Origin of the sequence: Paenibacillus algorifonticola, assembly GCF_050481745.1 — a bacterium.
Lineage (GTDB): Bacteria > Bacillota > Bacilli > Paenibacillales > Paenibacillaceae > Pristimantibacillus > Pristimantibacillus algorifonticola_A.
Genome location: NZ_JBCNGR010000044.1, coordinates 1 through 17,643, shown reverse-complemented (window position 1 = coordinate 17,643; position 17,643 = coordinate 1). Strand labels below are relative to the sequence as shown.

14 protein-coding genes and 1 pseudogene are annotated in these 17,643 nt (G+C 47.5%); all 15 read right to left on the bottom strand.

Translation table 11 applies throughout. From position 1 onward, the window contains the following. Positions 1–11 precede the first annotated feature (11 nt). A complete protein-coding gene (locus tag ABEW34_RS28680; protein WP_430164213.1) occupies positions 12–917 on the bottom strand; it encodes an SDR family oxidoreductase in 906 nt (301 codons plus the stop codon). A gap of 191 nt (positions 918–1,108) precedes the next feature. Next, a complete protein-coding gene (locus ABEW34_RS28675) occupies positions 1,109–1,864 on the bottom strand; it encodes a Crp/Fnr family transcriptional regulator (protein ID WP_430164210.1) in 756 nt (251 codons plus the stop codon). A 193-nt stretch (positions 1,865–2,057) separates the two neighbouring features. Further along, complete coding sequence (locus tag ABEW34_RS28670) at positions 2,058–2,600, bottom strand: DoxX family membrane protein (RefSeq protein ID WP_430164207.1); 543 nt, start codon at positions 2,598–2,600, stop codon at positions 2,058–2,060. A 518-nt stretch (positions 2,601–3,118) separates the two neighbouring features. Continuing rightward, on the bottom strand, positions 3,119–4,048 hold the full coding sequence (locus ABEW34_RS28665; RefSeq protein ID WP_430164204.1) for a tyrosine-type recombinase/integrase: 930 nt from the start codon (positions 4,046–4,048) through the stop codon (positions 3,119–3,121). Positions 4,049–4,218: 170 nt separating this feature from the next. Further along, entirely contained in the window at positions 4,219–5,430 is a 1,212-nt protein-coding gene (locus ABEW34_RS28660) for a Ger(x)C family spore germination protein (RefSeq protein WP_430164201.1), read from the bottom strand. After that, the gene (locus ABEW34_RS28655; protein WP_430164198.1) at positions 5,420–6,538 is read right to left on the bottom strand and encodes a spore germination protein; all 1,119 of its coding nucleotides are present in this window, start codon (positions 6,536–6,538) and stop codon (positions 5,420–5,422) included. The genes ABEW34_RS28660 and ABEW34_RS28655 overlap by 11 nt, the downstream gene beginning before the upstream one ends. 4 nt (positions 6,539–6,542) lie before the next feature. Beyond that, positions 6,543–7,985, bottom strand: a pseudogene (locus ABEW34_RS28650) (spore germination protein); the annotation flags it as partial. 588 nt (positions 7,986–8,573) lie between these two features. Further along, positions 8,574–9,779, bottom strand: a complete 1,206-nt coding sequence (locus tag ABEW34_RS28645; protein ID WP_430164195.1) for a multidrug effflux MFS transporter — start codon at positions 9,777–9,779, stop codon at positions 8,574–8,576. A 59-nt stretch (positions 9,780–9,838) separates the two neighbouring features. After that, positions 9,839–11,794, bottom strand: coding sequence for an ATP-dependent DNA helicase (locus ABEW34_RS28640; protein ID WP_430164193.1), 1,956 nt, complete (start codon positions 11,792–11,794; stop codon positions 9,839–9,841). Positions 11,795–11,875: 81 nt separating this feature from the next. Then, positions 11,876–12,043, bottom strand: a complete 168-nt coding sequence (locus tag ABEW34_RS28635; RefSeq protein WP_231594233.1) for a cold-inducible protein YdjO-related protein — start codon at positions 12,041–12,043, stop codon at positions 11,876–11,878. Between the two features lie 168 nt (positions 12,044–12,211). Then, a complete protein-coding gene (locus ABEW34_RS28630) occupies positions 12,212–13,360 on the bottom strand; it encodes a Ger(x)C family spore germination protein (RefSeq protein WP_430164191.1) in 1,149 nt (382 codons plus the stop codon). A 1-nt stretch (position 13,361) separates the two neighbouring features. Further along, complete coding sequence (locus ABEW34_RS28625) at positions 13,362–14,837, bottom strand: spore germination protein (RefSeq protein WP_430164188.1); 1,476 nt, start codon at positions 14,835–14,837, stop codon at positions 13,362–13,364. Then, the gene (locus ABEW34_RS28620) at positions 14,834–15,925 is read right to left on the bottom strand and encodes an endospore germination permease (protein WP_430164185.1); all 1,092 of its coding nucleotides are present in this window, start codon (positions 15,923–15,925) and stop codon (positions 14,834–14,836) included. The genes ABEW34_RS28625 and ABEW34_RS28620 overlap by 4 nt, the downstream gene beginning before the upstream one ends. Positions 15,926–16,047: 122 nt before the next feature. After that, positions 16,048–16,728: a ribose-5-phosphate isomerase RpiA gene (gene rpiA / locus ABEW34_RS28615; RefSeq protein ID WP_430164182.1), complete on the bottom strand. Its 681-nt coding sequence runs from the start codon at positions 16,726–16,728 to the stop codon at positions 16,048–16,050. A 35-nt stretch (positions 16,729–16,763) separates the two neighbouring features. Further along, entirely contained in the window at positions 16,764–17,540 is a 777-nt protein-coding gene (gene fabI / locus ABEW34_RS28610; RefSeq protein ID WP_430164299.1) for an enoyl-ACP reductase FabI, read from the bottom strand. Between the last annotated feature and the right edge of the window lie 103 nt (positions 17,541–17,643).

Below are 17,643 nucleotides of genomic sequence, written 5' to 3'. Positions count from 1 at the left end.
CCTCCTGCCTCTTATGTCTTTTCCCTGTCGCCCGCTTCCGAACTTGCTTCCGTACCGATAGTAGCCGCATAGTTTCCCCAATGCGGGCGACTGCCATCTTCATCATCAAACCTGTATTCTTCTGAAAGCCCCCATGTGCTCAGTGCTTTCCCTGTTTTGAGGTGTACTTCTGGATCAGATGCGAGCGCAGCAACCGCTCCGCCAATGTAGGCAGGGGTTTCAGACATGAGAAAATGCGGCTCCTGCGCGGCTGCATCCCGCCAATTCTCCTTCGTCACGCCAAAATGGTCCAGCATCGCTTCCGAACGCAGAAAACCTGGCGTTAAAGCTACAGCCGTTACTCCAAAAGGGCGCAAATCCTCCGCCATCGCTTTAGCCAAATGGATAACCGATGTTTTTGCCAAGCTATAATACAAATTGCCCCGATACTCGTTGTCTACTCCATCCGTAATTTCAATAATAAGCCCTTGCTTTCTAGCGGTCATAAGCGGCACACCATAATAACTCGTAATCATATGAGAAAAAACAGCACGCTGCTGCATAAGCAGCCCATCCGCCAGCGAATGCTCCCAAAACGGCGTGCCCCATACAGTTAATGGATCGCCGCCCCATACATCATTTACGAGCAGGTCGAGCTGGCCATTCTGCTCAGCTTTAACCCGCTCGAACAATGCCCGAACCTCCGACTCCACCGTATGATCTACACGCACAGCAATGCCTATACCCCCAGCTGCATCAACGAGCTCCGCCGTTTCGTCAATGGTCTCCTGCCTGTTCATATTCGACAAGCCGCCTCGCACACTGCGCCCTGTACAATACACGGTTGCCCCTGCTTTCCCCAAACCAATTGCAATTCCTCTGCCCGCTCCTCTTGTCGCTCCCGCTACAACAGCAACTTTTCCGGCTAATGCTTTCATTACCAGCCACGCTCCCTTTTCATTGCTTCTTCTAGTCTCTCCCATTATATCGTGTGCTAGATGACAACTACTGTCATATATCTCAAACGATTTGGGCTGCAAGCTTAGAAATCAAAGGGAAAAACAAAATCGCTAATGAAGCATGCGCGCCACTTCCCCCGCACCACCATTAGCGATTGCCATACGTTATTTTACAGACGGCAAACGCCTTTCGCGCAGGTCGGTGCCGTCGGACATTCACAGTGTTGACGAAGCTCATCCAGCTTGAGGATAATAATTTCACCACGGACGACCTTGATTACCTCTTCATCCTTTAGCGCGGCGAGCATCCGATTAACACTTTCACGCGTCGCTCCAATCAGCTCAGCAAGCTCATTGTTAGTCAGCCGAATATCGAGATGCAGCCCTTCTGGACGCAGCACCCCATACATATTGCTAAGCCGGATCAGCGTCGAAGCGAGCGCCCCGAGCTTGCCAAACTGGGTCAAATCACGCAGCTTCGATTGGCTAATTTGCTGCATGATTCCTAGCCACTTGGCGAAACTGACCGCCATGCTCCCATTTGTATTTAGCAGCAGCTCCAATTCGTCTGAAGCAATAAGCCCAGCAACCACTTCTTCCGTGGCCTCTGCACTCATGCCATGCATAAGCTCGCCTTCCCCGCCATATTCACCGAGAAAGTCGCCATGCCCGGCAAAAGACAGCGTTAAGCTTTTGCCATCGGACATCATCCGGGTCAGCTTGATTCTTCCTGAAACAATCAAATAATGGTAGCTCGCTGCATCGCCTTCCCAAAATAAATGATTGCCCGACTCATAACGGTGCATGCTCATCCGCTCGGTTAAACGTTCCAAATCAGCTGGGGTGAAAAAGGCCGCAATGCCTTCTCCTTGTGCAATGGCAGGGCGAGCAAAGCTGCCTCGTTCGTTGGAGCTATTTGCGCTCATCTGGCTCATCCCCCTCCCGTTTTGTACATCATACCAATATATGACGTCTTTGTGCATACAAAAGAGGAATAAAATTGTTAAAATCCGTAATTATCACGCAAAAAAAAGCTGCATCGCAGCCATCAGCGGTTCGTGGAGAACCTTGAATTGTACGATGCAGCCTTGATTTATTCAATTGTCCCCGGGATCAGTGTCATCTCGCCGAGGGCTTCAGCCCGGTGCTTTCGCCGTCATTTTTGTGATGAACAAGTCGATTATACCATTTGCGCAACAGTGGCAGCACGTAGTAGTCAAGACCATATTTGCCAGCATTCGCGCCACCGACGATGATGAAAACACCCAGCAGCACCATCCATGGGTTAACCGAGATTGTTCCAGCGAACATGAACATAAAGTTCATCAGAAGTCCGAAAAATACTGCTGTTGTTGTAAGTGCACCAACGATGAGACCTAAACCTACTAGAAATTCGCCAAGCGGGATTAAAAAATTGAACAGCTTTGCATTAGGCAGTGCGAAATGCTCGATGAATGCGGTATACGTCGGGTAGACGGGGAGCCCTGTCGCCTTGTCAGCTACCGGGTTCTGAACGGCATTATTCAAAAATCCTGCCGTATCAAAGCCCCCGCCTGTCAGCTTGCCCCAGCCCGATTCCAGCCAGTGGTACCCGACATATAGTCTAAGCAGTAAAAGCACACCTGCTGCAATTCGATTTTCTCTCAGCCATTTGTATAACATGACCACTCACTCCTTATGTGTTTATGTGTTGTTTGTTTCTGTCTTTATCATAAGGGATCGTAGAACATTAATATGTGATTTTTTTCACAATATACAAAAAGATTCGCTGATTTCGTCTATTTGTGTCGTATATTTGAACGCAAGCACGAGGCTGTTCGACCATTGCGCTGCGCCCATCAATCTAAAGTCTGATGCTGCTTATTATGTAAGTGGCGCAGAGCAGCTGGCTGAAATTAAGAGATAACCTTCTAGCCAGCTGTCGTGGTGAAAGCTCCTAAAATAAGGCCCAGCTCTACGAGAAATTCGCCAATGGGAATAATGTGAGATTAAATTTATTTTCGATACAATTTGAGGGTAATAATTTAGTTACCGTAATTATAGTTATGTTAACTTAGTGTTGTGGAAAACAGCAAGCTGGAAGCAGATTATTTTCAATCTACATCCACAACATAAAGAAACGCTGCATCAAAGATGCAACGCTTCCCTTCTTGTGCTGTACCATTGTGCTAATCAGACGACTAAGCTTTTCTGCTGCCAATCTTCATTTTGCCCGCAATATTATTCATCGCATTTTGCAGCTGTTTATTGTCTATATGCGTATAAATTTGTGTCGTCGCTATACTCGCGTGGCCCATAAGCTCCTGCAGCGTACGAATGTCCGTACCGCTGCGAATTTGCAGCGTAGCAAAGGAATGCCGCAGCTTATGGCTGGAAATTTTTTTGCCCGCAAGCTCTGGCAGCCTGTCCTTCAACTGCCCAATCGTCTCATCGGCGACGGTCTGAATCATGCGGATGGACAGCCTCCTGCCGAATTGCGAGACGAACATGGCCTGCTCCTTCAATTGTCCCGGCACTTTTCGTGCCTCCATCGCCCGGTGCAGCACCTCCTGAAGCGGTGCGGGCAGTGGAACGACCCGCCATTTCCGTCCTTTTCCGAGAATATGAAGCGAGCCGTCGGAATGAAAATGCTGCAGGTTCAGACGATGAACCTCGCCTACCCGCAGTCCGGCATAACACATGAGCAGCATAATCGCGAGATTGCGCTCATAATATTTTCCGCCAATCACAGAAACAAGTTGCTCCAGCTCGCCCTCCTCCAAGTAGACAGGAATGCGCCCCTTCTCTTGCTTTGACTTGGCAATTAGCGCAGCTGGATTAACACTAAGAGCCTCAAGCTCGATCAGCGCTTTATAAAAGGAACGCAAGGAGGATAGCTTGCGATTGCGCGCTTCATCCCCTGCCCCTTTTTCACGGCAAGCCGACATAAATCGCACCATATCCAATTTCCCCACCTGATCCAGCGCCTTCGGATGTACCATATGTAAAAATTGCTGAGTATCACTTAAATAGGCCCGCTGCGTCGCTGCCGTCATTCCTTTGTTTTTCATCCAGATAGAGAACAGCTCCAGCTCCTGCGTATACGTATCAATAATTTCATGCTGCCACATGCTGCTTGCTACCTCCGGCTCCTCATTTTCGAACTTTTCCAGCTAAAATTTGATATATTCCTTATCATAGCTGATAAATATAATGCGCGTAAAGGGAAACTGCGTGAAATATGTATTTCACGCAGTTTTTTTAGCTCTAAAATAGGCTCAAAATGCCGCTTTTTTCGGCACTAACGCGTAATTTTAGCCCCGTATTCGGTAATTTCCATATCGATGCTGACTGTAATCGGAATATCAGGAAACATCTCTTCCCATCGGTCTTTTATTTTCTCCCACTTGCGCGGATGCTGAATACTGAGCTGTTTGCCGAAGCCGAGCACATCCGTTCCATATTGCTTCTGCAGCTTTTTTAGCGCCATATTGGTCAGTCTCCGTACTTCCTTCTGGCTGCCTACCTCCGCCTGTTTTTTGAAAGCAGGGTCAATCGGTTCATTATTATTCAACCATTCTTCGATTAGCCGCCCCTTCGACTTAATGCTGACATGGAAGGAAATTTCATCTCCTGCTACTTTGGCGTCAATTTTGCTTTTCATGCTTTTGACCTCATAGACAATCGGCTGATGGTTGTCCTCATGATAGCTTTTGACCAAACCTCCTTCTCCTTTTCCAGTCAGCCATACGCAGCCAATCGTTTCTTCTTCATTTAGTAGCCCTTGCAATTTTTGCGTTTTGCCTTTAATAACGGCCCCGCCGGAAAATTTGACCTCTCCATCTGCGGCGATGACATTTTGCAGTAAATAGCTTTGCTCACCATGTATTTTCCCCTCCAGCTTCGATAATGACATCGGCTCTAAAATATTCAAGGAGCGGTAACGGTTGTCCACGAGTCCCGAAAGTCGAAAGGACGGAATAATAGACTTGTCTTTCGCAATCAATGTGCTGCGCGCGCTTCCTTTGCTAATCAGAACGAGACAGCTTGGCCGAATATCATTGTCTCGCAGAAAAAAATCGAGCAGCTCATTCATGCTGTATTTTCGGGAAAGCTTCTCATTAATGACAATGACCTTCAAATGATGACCAATGACTGGACGCTCCATTCGCGTCGAAAACTCGCGAATGAGCTGAAACATGGAATCCCCCGTTTCGGAAATATTGTAATATGGCTTTTGCGATGTTGGGGACTGTCCCCCGCTATGCTGGCTTTCGGTCTGCACATTAATAATTTGCAGCGTATATGTAAGCAGTTTGCGTTTAAGATAGTCGCTTCCCTTGCTGCGCAATTCTTTCTCTAGCTCTGTTTCACTCGCTGGGTCCAGGCCCATGCCGACATAAATACTTTGATCCTCAATCTCATCCTTGCTCCAGCAGCCCGTTTGAAAGGGCAGAGCTATCACACACAAAGCAATAAGAAGCGAGCGTTTGACTTTATGTCTAATTGGCATGCTTGCTCGACCTCCATTTCGTCACAATCAATAACACAATCGGAATGACCCCAAACAAATAAAGCGCTACTTTCCCAATCCAATCCCCCAGCATAAATACATCGTTTAATTTTTTCGGGACAGCAACGAAAATATACACGAATGGAAGCAGCCCATAAAGACAAGTTTTCATTTTGCGCTTGTATAGCTGGGAAATGCCCAAAGCTGAACAATAGAAGGCGGTAGAAAAGCTGGAGAAAATTTGCATGATCCAAATAATCAACAGCAGAAACTCGAATCTTTCAAAAATCAAGCCCGACAATTCGAAGCTTCTGGCCATATCAAGTGTAGGCCAGTTTTTCGTTAAAGTGCCATCAACGGACAACGCGCCAATGACCATAAAAACGGTAACAATATAAATAACGAGCGGAACAGCTATTCCTGCGGTCACCGCTTTAATGTTTTGTTTAGGGTTTTTCATATAGGCCGTTAATAGGATAATGACCTCAAAACCCGTAAAGGCGAGCGAGGTCGTCTGAACCCCTTTTAGAACAGGCCAAATACCCTGCCCCAACAGAGGGCGCAAATTATCCAGATCAAATATTTTAAACCCCATCAACAATACCAGTAAATAGATGAAAATCGACAGCGGTAAAATAAGCTCAAACAGGCGGGCAATGGCTCCAAGTCCACCTAGCATTAAATACAGTCCCACCCACAAAAATACGGAAGTGATCGCCCATTGCGGTGTTCCCTCTAATAATATAAAACTGGAAACCTCGGCTAAAGAGCGGACTTGAAAAGCGGCAGTTGCCGCAAAATATAAAATCATGACCGGGCCTAGCAAATGTCCTAGCCATGAGCCCACAATTTTGCGACTGTACTCATAGAAGGTTTGACCGGGATAAGCTTGCGATAAAAGCGCCATAATGCCCCCCGCCACAATGGCTACAAGACCACCCAATATAACCGATATCCAAGCGTCTGGCGTGCCCACCTTTTCCGCGGCTACCCGGGGGAGCGATAGGATGCCAGAACCTAGCATGAAGTTAGAAATGATAACCGCGACCTGGATGGTCGTGATTTTTTCCTGGGGAAGGCCGCCTTTCTCCTGTTGGTTCCAGCTCATTGGCTCACCTTTTTCTAGTAGAATCCTGCGGATACAGCAGCTTTGGCCGCCGCTTCATCAACCGTAGTGGCGCGCGCATAAGAAAATCCTTCCATTCCCCTAACCGATATGGAGCAGCCGGGCTGGCATACGGAACGCCAAAGCTTTGCAGTCTCGAAATATGGGCGCCTAACAGCAAAGCATATAAGATAACGCCATACATACCGAAGGCGGCTGCACAAAACATCGCGGGAAAGCGCAGCATACGTATAGAAATGCCGGCACTATATTGCGGTATCGAAAACGAGCAAATGGCGGTCAATGCCACGACGATAACGAGAATCGGACTTACAATTCCCGCCTGAACAGCCGCTTCTCCAATAATGAGACCGCCTACGATTCCCATTGCCGGACCAATCGGTTTCGGCAGACGGAGGCCCGCTTCCCGCAAAATTTCAATGGCAATTTCCATCATTAATGCTTCTACAAGAGAAGAGAAAGGTACGCCTACTCTCGTAGCGATGATGGAAATGACCAATTTAGTTGGAATTAAGCCCGGGTGAAAGGAGATGAAGGAAATATAAGTAGCCGGAACAAACAAGGCCATAATTGCGGCGAAAAAGCGCATAATCCTTAGCAGTGTGCCCGCAAGCCAGCGCTCATAATAATCCTCTGGCGACTGCAGCAGCATGCTGAAGGTTACAGGTGCGATTAGAGCAAAAGGCGTACCATCAAGCAAAATCGCTACCTTCCCTTCCATTAGGGCTGCTGTCACTCTATCTGGCCTTTCCGTGTTTTGAATTTGCGGAAAGGGGCTTAAATAGTTATCTTCAATTAGCTGCTCAATATAGCCCGACTCCAGCACGTTGTCGATGCGGATTTTAGATACCCGCCGGCGCACCTCCTCCACTAGTTCAGGATTCGCGATCCCTTTCATATAGCCGATATACAGATCCTTCTTTGCCCGCTCGCCAACCTGGAGCTTTAGCAAGCACAGGTCCTTATTTTCACCCTGCTTGCGCAGCAAAGCGATATTGTCGGATAGATTTTCATTAAATCCCGCTCTTGGCCCGCGAACCAAAGCTTCCGAAATAGGCTCTTCAATGCTGCGGCTTTTGCCCGCCAGTGCGTGGATTAAGGTGATTTCTTTTATCCCATCAATCATTAAGGCCGTAAAACCAGTCAGCACTTTAGAAAACATCTCTTCTTGCGATTCTACTTCAATAATTTCGCTTATGGATAACAGCGTATTTTGAATAAGCTCCTTCGAAATCGGTCGATCATCAAACGAATAGGACATTAACGCTTTTAACACATAAAAATCAATTTGCTCCTTGTCCGTCAGTCCAGCACAATACACAATTGCCGCTTTGATCCCTGTCTGTCCCAGTTCAAATTGCCGTACGCTGACATCCCCGTATTCCTTTAGCTGCTCTCTTATTGCCTCTAAACGGCTTTGAACGCTGTTTTCCCTAATCATGGCTCAATTCCTTTCGACTCCCGCCCAGTTGAATAGAACGGAGAGTATGAGTGGAACGACAAGCACGGCCAGCGCCTGAAGGAAGACAGGGTAATTCGGTATATAGGCTAGAAATGCGTTCATTTTGCATGGCCATCCCTTCGTTTTGTACTTCATAGAATAAAGTGTATGTTTTCCTGATTTCCCTGTTTTTAACCACTTACTGTGAAAAACAAGGTGAAACGGCTGTCGCCAACCTACGGCGGCGCGGCGCGTTTCATTCCGAGAAATATAGAGAAAGCATCGCGTTATGCTATACTTTCCTATATTTCAAGGTGAAACGGCTGTCGCCAACCTACGGCGGCGCGGCGCGTTTCATTCCGAGAAATATAGAGAAAGCATTGCGCTATGCTATACTTTCCTATATTTCAAGGTGAAACGGCTGTCGCCGTTTCATGCTTATAATTAAAAAAGGTACCCACAGTCCGATCACTTTTTTCAAAGTGTCCTGACAATAGGTACCCGTTAAATAAGGCGTGCTTTATTTAATTTTTGCTTGCTAATCTATTTTCATCTCACAACGTATGCAAGTTTAGCTTATTTTCCTGAAGCACGCTGCTTAGAGCGGACAAGGCCGAAATAAGCAACCATTCCAAGCATGCTGGCGGTGAAAATAATAACGCCCATCGGCACAGCTGTTTCCTCCCCAGCAATACCGACGAGTGGCGCGGCTACAGCGCCAAGCATAAACGGCAGCAAGCCAAGCAAGGCCGATGCACTGCCCGCAATATGAGCCTGATTTTCCATAGCCAGCGAAAACGAAGCAGTAGCTGTAATACCGATCGAGCATACAAAGAAAAATAAGGGAACGACGAGCGACCACAGCGGCCCCTCCACAAGCACCGCAATCAGCAATGAAACGCTCGATGCCCCGGAGAGCAGCAGCCCGAGCAGCAAAAACTGCTGCTCCGACCACTTATGGCTGAGCCGACCGACGATCTGCGAGCCCAAAATAAGACTAAGGCCGTTGGTACCGAACAAAAAGGCAAATACTTGCGGCGAGGTGCCGTAGATATGCTGATAAATAAACGGTGTACCTGAGACATATGCGAAAATGCCGCCGATCATCAGTCCTTGCGTCAACGCATAACCTGTAAACTCGCGATCCTTGAGCAACTGCCCGAAATTGCGCAGCAGCTCGCCGAAATTACTGGAAATTCGCTTTTCAAGCGGGAGCGTTTCCTCCAGCTGCCACGTTGCAATGAGCGCTAGTGTAAGGCCTATCGCCCCAAGTATGATGAACACACCAATCCAAGTGGTGAAGGAAATAATTCCGCTTCCGGCAACAGGCGCCAGCAAAGGCATAACGTTGTTTACAAGCATGATAAGTGCAAAATATTTGGTGAGCTCATGTCCACTATATAGATCACGGACAATGGCTCTTGAAATAACGATGCCCGATGAAGCAGCAAAGCCTTGTATAAAACGGGCGATGATAAACAAAGTAATATTCGGTGCCAGCGCACAGGCCAGCGAAGCAATCAAATAAACGACTAAGGACAGCAGCAGCGGCTTGCGCCTGCCATGAACGTCACTCATCGGTCCCATGACCAGCTGTCCGAGACCAAGGCCGATCAAACAGGCAGTCAAACTCAATTGCACAAGTGAAGCCTTCGTACCAAAATCCTCGGCTATTTGCGGAAATGACGGCAAATACATATCAATCGTCAGCGGACCCAGCGCTGAGAAAGAACCTAGCAGCAAAGCGAGCCTAAGCCGGTTATGATTCTTATTTATTTTCATTTGAAGCTAATTTCCTCTCTGGTGTCATATGAAAATAACAAGGTTATGAATTTATACAATTATAGAGACAGCAGCTTAACCCCTTTGGGCATAATGGCGCTAATACGTTCTTTAACAGCAGGCTGGCGCATTTCCTCGCCAAAAATGACTACCGTTCCTTCATCGCTGCTCGTGCGGATCAAACGTCCCATACCCTGTTTTAATCGCAGCAGCATATAAGGCATATCCACTTCCTCGAAAGGCAGTTTGGCATCCGCACGCCTTGCAGCAAACACTGGATCGTTCGGAGGGAATGGCAGCGACCATACAATGACTTGCGATAAAGAAGGCCCTGGTATGTCCAGCCCCTCCCAAAGTGTCACTGCACACAGTATGCTGGACTCATCGGCTTGAAATGCTCCAATTAGATGGCTAATCTCCGACGTTCCTTCATAAAGGAAACGTCTTTGCTGCGCAAGCGGCTCATCATTCATCGCCTGCTTAAAGCGTGCAAGCTCTTCACGGGAAGGAAACAAAATAAGCGTACCGCCCTCCGCTTCCCCAAGCAGCCTCACCGTTGCCTGCATTTGGTTCGTGAATTCATCCAATGCTTCCGAATCGGATGCAAGCACCCGCATTTTATTCTCATAATCATAAGGCGAAGCAACCGAGAACGACTCGGCCTGCTTAATGCCCAGGCTGTCCATCGTATATTCGAAGGAGCCGTCAACCGACAGCGTAGCCGATGAGAACACGATTGGCATTTTGCGAGAGAACACATGCTCCTTCAACACTTCTTTTACCAGCTTAGGCATAATGACAAGAGTAATGCCCGACTTGTCCTCCATCACCCAGCTAATCGGTTTTTCGGGTTTGCGGAACAGCGAAAGGGCGTATTGAATCATCTCCAAATGCTCCTCGACGATTTTGAGCTGATATTCATCAAGCGTGAACAAGCCGCTTTCGAACACAAGCTCCTCCTCAATGAGATCAAGCAGCTGATGCAGTCGGTTGACTTCCTGTATAAGCGTGTTGTCCCACAGCAGCTCACGACGATCAGATGCTGCTACAGCGCGGCTGCTTTGCTGTATACGGTCAAAAAGCTGCTCGCTTTGCACAATCGCATCCTCAATGGCCAGCGCCAGCGATTCGCGGATTTCCCCTTCCAGCAGCCTTGTAATAATGCTCTCAAAAACCGCATGGTTGAGCTTATACGTTAGTGCCTGCTGCGCCGCCGTTTCGAGCAAATGCCCTTCGTCGAATACAACTGAGCTATGCTCCGGCAGCAAGGGAAGTTGTCCCTCGCGTTTGCGTGCTTCATAAGTCCATACATGCTCCATATAAAAGTCATGGGAGCAAATAATTAAATCCGTTGATTTGCGGTAATGATCGCGTGACAGCGTTTGTCCGCAGCGATGCCTGCGGCTGCATACCATGCAGTCCTGAAAGACGTCCCAACCGACATGGTCCCATACTTCATCGCTGAGTTCCGGATAATCCCGGCGGTTGCCATAAGGATAAAAGCTTTGCATCGTTTCTGGCTTATGAACAAAATCAGGCAAGCTGCGATAAATGTCATCAAAATGCTCTGCGCCCTCTAATTGAGCGTCGCCCCGTGCATCATCCAGCTTGTTCAAGCACACATACTGATCAGGCGATCTTCCCAATCTGCTGTCGATGGTCAGTCCTAAATGTCGGGACAGCTTGGCAATATCACCTTCCGGCTTTACCAGCTGCTCGATGAGCGATTCATCAGCGCAGGCAATAATAGCGGGCTTCCGGGTATAACGCGCGTAGCTAATGGCATAAAGCAAATAAACGAAGGTTTTTCCTGTGCCGACGCCAGCCTCGGCGAAAATCGTCTGCTTGTCCGCATAAGCTCGTTCCAGCTGAAACGCCATATAAATTTGCTCATCTCGCAGCTCAAGCCCGGCTTCGGGAAGCTTCTCGTAAAAAACATCCGCGATCCAGTCGCTTGCCTGCTGCATATAAGGCTGCGACGGGTCAAAATCAAACGGATAATGGTGTTGTGTCATGCTTAGCAGCGCCTCCAAATAGACGCCCGAACGGCTGCGCTAAAATCACGCAGCCGTTCGGGCGGTTTTTTTCAAATTGAATTAAAAGTCAGATTTCGGTTTTCTAGGCTGCGGTTTTGGCTTGTTCTGCACGGCTGGCAAATGCTTCATGCTTCGTAGCATCGGTCCTTTGCATATCGGGCAGGTTTGCTCTGCCGAGGCGAATTCATCTCTTACCCACGCTTTGCATTCGGGGTTTTTACATTTCAAAATTTTGGTAGGTAATAATTTCGGTTTCGTAATGTCTTCGCTCGTAGCCAATATATTTTACATCCCTTTCATTTACACGTTCAGGCAATCTGACATAATATATCACTTCATGGCCGCATACGTCAAGGCTCCCAAACCCGACAGCCCCCTCCATCTGGCTAGCAAACGTTACAGCCTCCCTTTGTATTTTCCAGTATTGGTAATCGTTACTTTCACGTCGATTTGGCCCAATGTTTTTTGATTTAGTAGAAGCTGTTTGCTATTATGCAGCTGATGCCACACCTTGGCGTCACTGCGATAAAGCTCGGCAAATAAATTTAATAGATCGGTTTGAGTGGCAAGGCCTTTCTCATAGGTGGCCATCATTTCATCGCGAATCGCCTTCGCTGCAAGAACCTCCATCTCTTTCACTGAGGCATCTTTAATCATTTCCTCCACATAGGCTCTCGCCTTAATTTCAATCTTAAACTGCAATGGCTTGCTGTTCTTAACGTACCGTATCCGGTATTGCGGTTTTACAATAATGAGGTTAGCCGTCGGAGCCTCTTTATTTCCAATTAGCAGAACGGAGCGCTTATTTTCTTTCTGCACCCATCTTCTTCCGAGCAATTCTGTTTCAGAAAACCAGCTTAAATTCTCGTTTTGCCGAATGAAAAAGGCGCCCGTTATTTTAAACATCGGCATTTTCCGGGCATCCTCCCTCCATACCTCCTTCGTTATGCCAATCGTAGGAATGATGGCGGTATTACCCGGCTCATTAAATTCGGCTATAAATTTGAAGCCATATTGGGGATCAATGTTGGAGCGCTGGGCATGGGTATCTTCGGGAGTATCCAGAATGGTATCCAAGACAGGCAAATTCAAAATCGATTTTTGCTTAAAAATATCTACGATCGGCGTCTTCGTTGAATAGAGCAATATATTGTAACGAACTTCGCGGTAACGATTGATTGCTTCGTAGCTTTGCCGAACAATCTCTTGTGATTTTAAAAGCTCCTCATCTACCACAATCGCTTTGACATGTCCCCAGAACAATCTTATCTGCGAAGTTTCGGACAGCGAGGACAACGATTCCGTTACCGTCTTTCCTGTGCCACGGCCGATCCATACCGGTATGTTTTTCCCTATTTCATTTTTATCGGATTTGGCGACATTCAAGAAGTTAAGCACCTGCGCGTAAGATATAAAAATCCCATCCTTATAATCCAGGCCGATAGCTGTGACATAAGCCATGTTTTGAATCGGCTTTGAATCAAAGCAGCCTGGACTCAGCAGCAGCAAACTAGCGATCAGGCACCATTTTATCCATACATTCATGCTAATCTTCCCCTTGCTTGTCCGAATCAACCGTATGCAATGTTTCCGGCCTTTGTTTCTGCTTGACCCAGGGCAGCCGAAGCGCTGCCGTAAGAAGCTCCCTCATAATAGGAGGAGAAAGCGGCGACAGGTACGGGACCCCGAAAGAGCTGAGCCGTCCCATATATCCGATTAGTACGACAATTCCTAATATGAATCCGTACATTCCCAATAGGGAGGCTGCTACAAACAGCAGAAAACGGATGACGCTCACCGTCGTACTTAACGATTGATTGACAAGTGTCGCTCCAGCAACTGCCGTAATCGCCCCCACAACGACGACGCTCGGCGACACAAAGCCGGCCCGAATAGCAGAATCGCCAATAATTAATCCGCCAATAACGGTTAAGCTTTGGCCGATGGAGCTTGGCAGACGAACGCCGGCCTCTCTGAATATTTCCAGCAGCAGAAGCAAAATTAAAAATTCCAATGCTCCTGAGAAGGGCAGTCCAATTCGGGCAGCAGCAATCGTCGACATTAGCCTAAACGGGATTTGATCTTGATGAAAGGCGGAAAGCGCAATCCACAGCCCCGGCAGCAAAATAGAAATGAAAAAACTAAAAATGCGCAGCAAGCGCGCAAACGAAACATATTGAAAATTAAAATATAAATCTTCAGGTGATTTCAGCATGAGAAAAAAGGTGCTTGGGCCAATTAAAACCATAGGATTGCCATCCACAATCACGATAAATCTGCCTGCGAGCAAGCTGCTTACTGCATAATCCGGCCGTCCCGTAAAGTCGAGCAAAGGAAATAGGCTATACTTCTCTTCCACAAGCATCTCTTCCAATTGATTAATGCTGTATAGTCCATCCAGATCAATGCTATTTAATCTATCTCTAACCTCGCTCAGCACATTTGGCGCTATAATGTCGTCGATGTACAATAAACCGACCTTCGTTCTCGTTCGTCTGCCAAGCGTTACCATCTCATAGCATAAAGACTTGCTGCGAATTCGTTTCCGAATGAGCGCGACATTAATGCCTACATCCTCCACAAAGCCGTCTCTAGCCCCTTTAATCGACACTTCTGTGGTTGATTCCTCTGGCGTACGATGAGGGGGATGTCCAAGCGTCATTCGAAATAAGGCATTTGACTCATTAAACAGGAGCAGCAAATCACCTTGAAAAATCCACTCGCAAAGCTGCTCTGGCAGCGCATCCGCAGCTGCTGGAATGAGCGGCAGCGTCCCGTATAGCTTCCCCGTTTGCAAATGAGCAAATCCATTTTTACGGTATAGCTGCTCGAGATCCGGAAGAATATATTTTCCAATTTGGGAAGTATCACATAACCCTTCGCTATAAACAAGAATGATCTCAGATCGGATATCCTCATCAAATTGAAATCGCTGGATCAACACATCCGCAGATTGAGGAAATAAGGCGGATATCGACTGCAGGCTCCATGGCTCAGCAGGCTGAAGTTTGGTTTTGTTCATGCCAGTCTCCCCTCCCTTTGCCGCTTCATCAAAGCGATTGCGAGGAATATGGCTGAAAGAACCAAAACCGTCGCCAGCGTGACGGGGAAGTAATAGTGATAGAGCCATAGATAAGAGGAATAACCATTAATCGGGATGAACCCCAAGAGAATATAGCCAAGTGTCAGCAATAGAATGAGTCGCCGCGTCCCTTCCTTTTTCCTAAAGGGAATGAGCTCTCCCAATAAAAACATAGCAAAGCTTGTACGAATAACGGCTCCAGACAGCCATTGAAACTCCGATAAAAAATCCACATGCTCAATGTTGCCGAATTTCACAAGCCTCCATTGCTCAAAAGGGGACTCCATCTGCTTCGCCGCTTCTACATGTCCGAACTCCGTAATGCCCCCGATAATAGGCCCGAGCGTAATATAAATTAAGAGAACAGCCAAAATGAGAAGCTGCCATGCCTTTACGCGGGACTTGATCCGGTGCTGGACAGCTAAAAGCATAATCATTTCTACAAATCCGCCACCGACATAGATCATGCCATGAATGGCGGGCTGCCAGCCATTTTCAAGAACAGGCTGCAAAAGACGATAATCCTTCTCTGGCGTATTGGCTATCGCCACAAAGTAACCCAACGCTATTACAATAGGAAGCATAATGCCCGCAGCAATCGCAATCATGCGAATTCCAGATATTGCAAAATAGCAGCATACGAGACAGAGGGTGATAATTAAAGCCGATCTTGGCGTGCTGGGCAGATAATTGGTGGTCGCCCATCGGACCGTATCAATTAAGGTAAATCCCCCGATGAAAAGCAATTGCAGACCGAGCGGAATGATCATCAGCCAAGCTATGACCGGATTCGTTTTGGACGCCAGCCATGGGTGCAGCTTCTGTTGACCCGATCTCTTCATAAATAGCACCAGCAAAATGCACCACGGCAGAAATAATACACCTGTCAATAAGACGGAAATCCATGCATCCCTGCCTGAAGCATCCAAAATCAAAGGATTAACAATGACGTGATTCGTTAAACCAACGGTCATCATGAGAATCATGCATATTTGCAGGAAGCTTACTTTATGCAGCGCTTTAACCATTTTAAATCCCACCCAAAGCGTTTATTTAAACGATAATAGCGCTTATAGGTTTCCTTATTGATCCAATTTTATACAAAAAAAAAGGAACACCGCCTTCAAGGCGATATTCCCTTATAAATTGATTAACGTTTGACCGGAGCCAGCATCTCGGTCTCCCCCGTATTGAAGCCGACAATCACTTGGGTTGCCATCGATATAAACAAGCCATTTTCCACTACGCCAGGAATCGCATTCAGCTGTTCATGCAGCTCAAAAGGCGAAGCAATCGTTCCGAAACGGCAATCAGCAATATAGTTGCCGTTATCCGTTACAAAGGTCCCGTCTGCCGATGCCCGCAGCTCGGCGGTGCAGCCAAGCTCTCTCAGCTTTTGCAGCGTCAAATTAGAGGCGAAGGGCACAACTTCCACCGGAAGCGGAAAATGTCCAAGCTGGCTTACTTTTTTGGACTCGTCCACGATTACGACAAAGGTTTTGCTGTGAGCGGCCAGAATTTTTTCCCGCAATAGCGCACCGCCGCCGCCTTTAATCAAATGAAGCTCGCCGTCTACTTCGTCCGCACCGTCTATCGTTAAATCAATCGCCGTAATTTCAGCGAGCGGAACTAACGGAATACCATATTCAGCCGCTAAATCCTCCGACTGCTTGGAGCTGGCAACGGCTTTAATGTCCAGTCCTTCGAGCTTCATTCTTTGTGCCAGCTTCAAAATCGCCCAATACGCCGTCGTTCCTGTTCCAAGCCCTATAAGCATGCCATCCTGCACAAGCTGGACGGCTTTCTCTGCTGCCAATTGCTTGACGTTCAAATGTTTCCCTCCACTCTCTGCGTACTATTTTAAAGTTACATGCCTAATATGTGATAGCCTGCATCAACATGAAGCACTTCGCCAGTTATTCCGCGTGAAAGATGGCTAAGAAGGAATAGCGTTGCATCGCCGACTTCCTCCTGATCAATATTGCGCCGCAGCGGCGCACGCTCTTCGATCGTCTGCATAATGTCATTGAAGCCAGACACGCCTTTTGCTGATAATGTTTTGATCGGGCCAGCAGAAACCGCATTAACACGAATATTATATTTGCCAAGATCCTCCGCCAAATATCTTACGCTTGCTTCAAGCGCTGCCTTGGCAACGCCCATGACATTATAGTTTTTCATGACGCGCTCTGCGCCAATATAGGATTGGGTAACGATGCTGCCGCCCTCAGACATGACACCCTTTGCCTGCTTGGCAATCGCCACAAGGGAAAAAGCGCTGGAATTTTGCGCGAGCAAATAGCCTTCACGCGACGTTTCCAGGTACTCGCCCTTAAGCTCGTCTTTATCCGAAAAAGCAAGGGAATGCACAATTCCATCAATGCTTCCCGCCTGCTCTTTAATGTGGGCAAAAGCTGCGCTTATGCTTTCATCATCCAATACGTCGCAAGGTACCGTCAGCAGCGGCGTAATGCCTGTCTGCTCCAGCAAGCCCTTCAGCTTCTCGAAAGAACGTTCCTTTCTGTATGTAAAAATAAGCTGAGCCCCTTCCCGATGCAGCGACTTGGCAATTCCCCAAGCAATGCTGCGCTCATTCGCGACGCCCATGACTACGATTTTTTTGTTGTTCATCATTCCAGACAAAATAATCCCTCCATTAACTAAATCCATAAACCTTTTGCCATTATAGCACAAAATAAGGTGAAACGGCTGTCGCCGTCCTTTGGCGGCGCGGCGCGTTTCAGTC

What these genes read in the sequence shown, in the direction of transcription:
- ABEW34_RS28660 (WP_430164201.1), bottom strand. Translation starts at nt 5,430, where the DNA reads ATGCCAATTAGACATAAAGTCAAACGCTCGCTTCTTATTGCTTTGTGT.
- ABEW34_RS28645 (WP_430164195.1), bottom strand. Translation starts at nt 9,779, where the DNA reads ATGAAAATAAATAAGAATCATAACCGGCTTAGGCTCGCTTTGCTGCTA.
- ABEW34_RS28630 (WP_430164191.1), bottom strand. Translation starts at nt 13,360, where the DNA reads ATGAATGTATGGATAAAATGGTGCCTGATCGCTAGTTTGCTGCTGCTG.
- ABEW34_RS28675 (WP_430164210.1), bottom strand. Translation starts at nt 1,864, where the DNA reads ATGAGCGCAAATAGCTCCAACGAACGAGGCAGCTTTGCTCGCCCTGCC.
- ABEW34_RS28620 (WP_430164185.1), bottom strand. Translation starts at nt 15,925, where the DNA reads ATGGTTAAAGCGCTGCATAAAGTAAGCTTCCTGCAAATATGCATGATT.
- ABEW34_RS28680 (WP_430164213.1), bottom strand. Translation starts at nt 917, where the DNA reads ATGAAAGCATTAGCCGGAAAAGTTGCTGTTGTAGCGGGAGCGACAAGA.
- ABEW34_RS28625 (WP_430164188.1), bottom strand. Translation starts at nt 14,837, where the DNA reads ATGAACAAAACCAAACTTCAGCCTGCTGAGCCATGGAGCCTGCAGTCG.
- ABEW34_RS28640 (WP_430164193.1), bottom strand. Translation starts at nt 11,794, where the DNA reads ATGACACAACACCATTATCCGTTTGATTTTGACCCGTCGCAGCCTTAT.
- ABEW34_RS28670 (WP_430164207.1), bottom strand. Translation starts at nt 2,600, where the DNA reads ATGTTATACAAATGGCTGAGAGAAAATCGAATTGCAGCAGGTGTGCTT.
- ABEW34_RS28655 (WP_430164198.1), bottom strand. Translation starts at nt 6,538, where the DNA reads ATGAGCTGGAACCAACAGGAGAAAGGCGGCCTTCCCCAGGAAAAAATC.
- ABEW34_RS28665 (WP_430164204.1), bottom strand. Translation starts at nt 4,048, where the DNA reads ATGTGGCAGCATGAAATTATTGATACGTATACGCAGGAGCTGGAGCTG.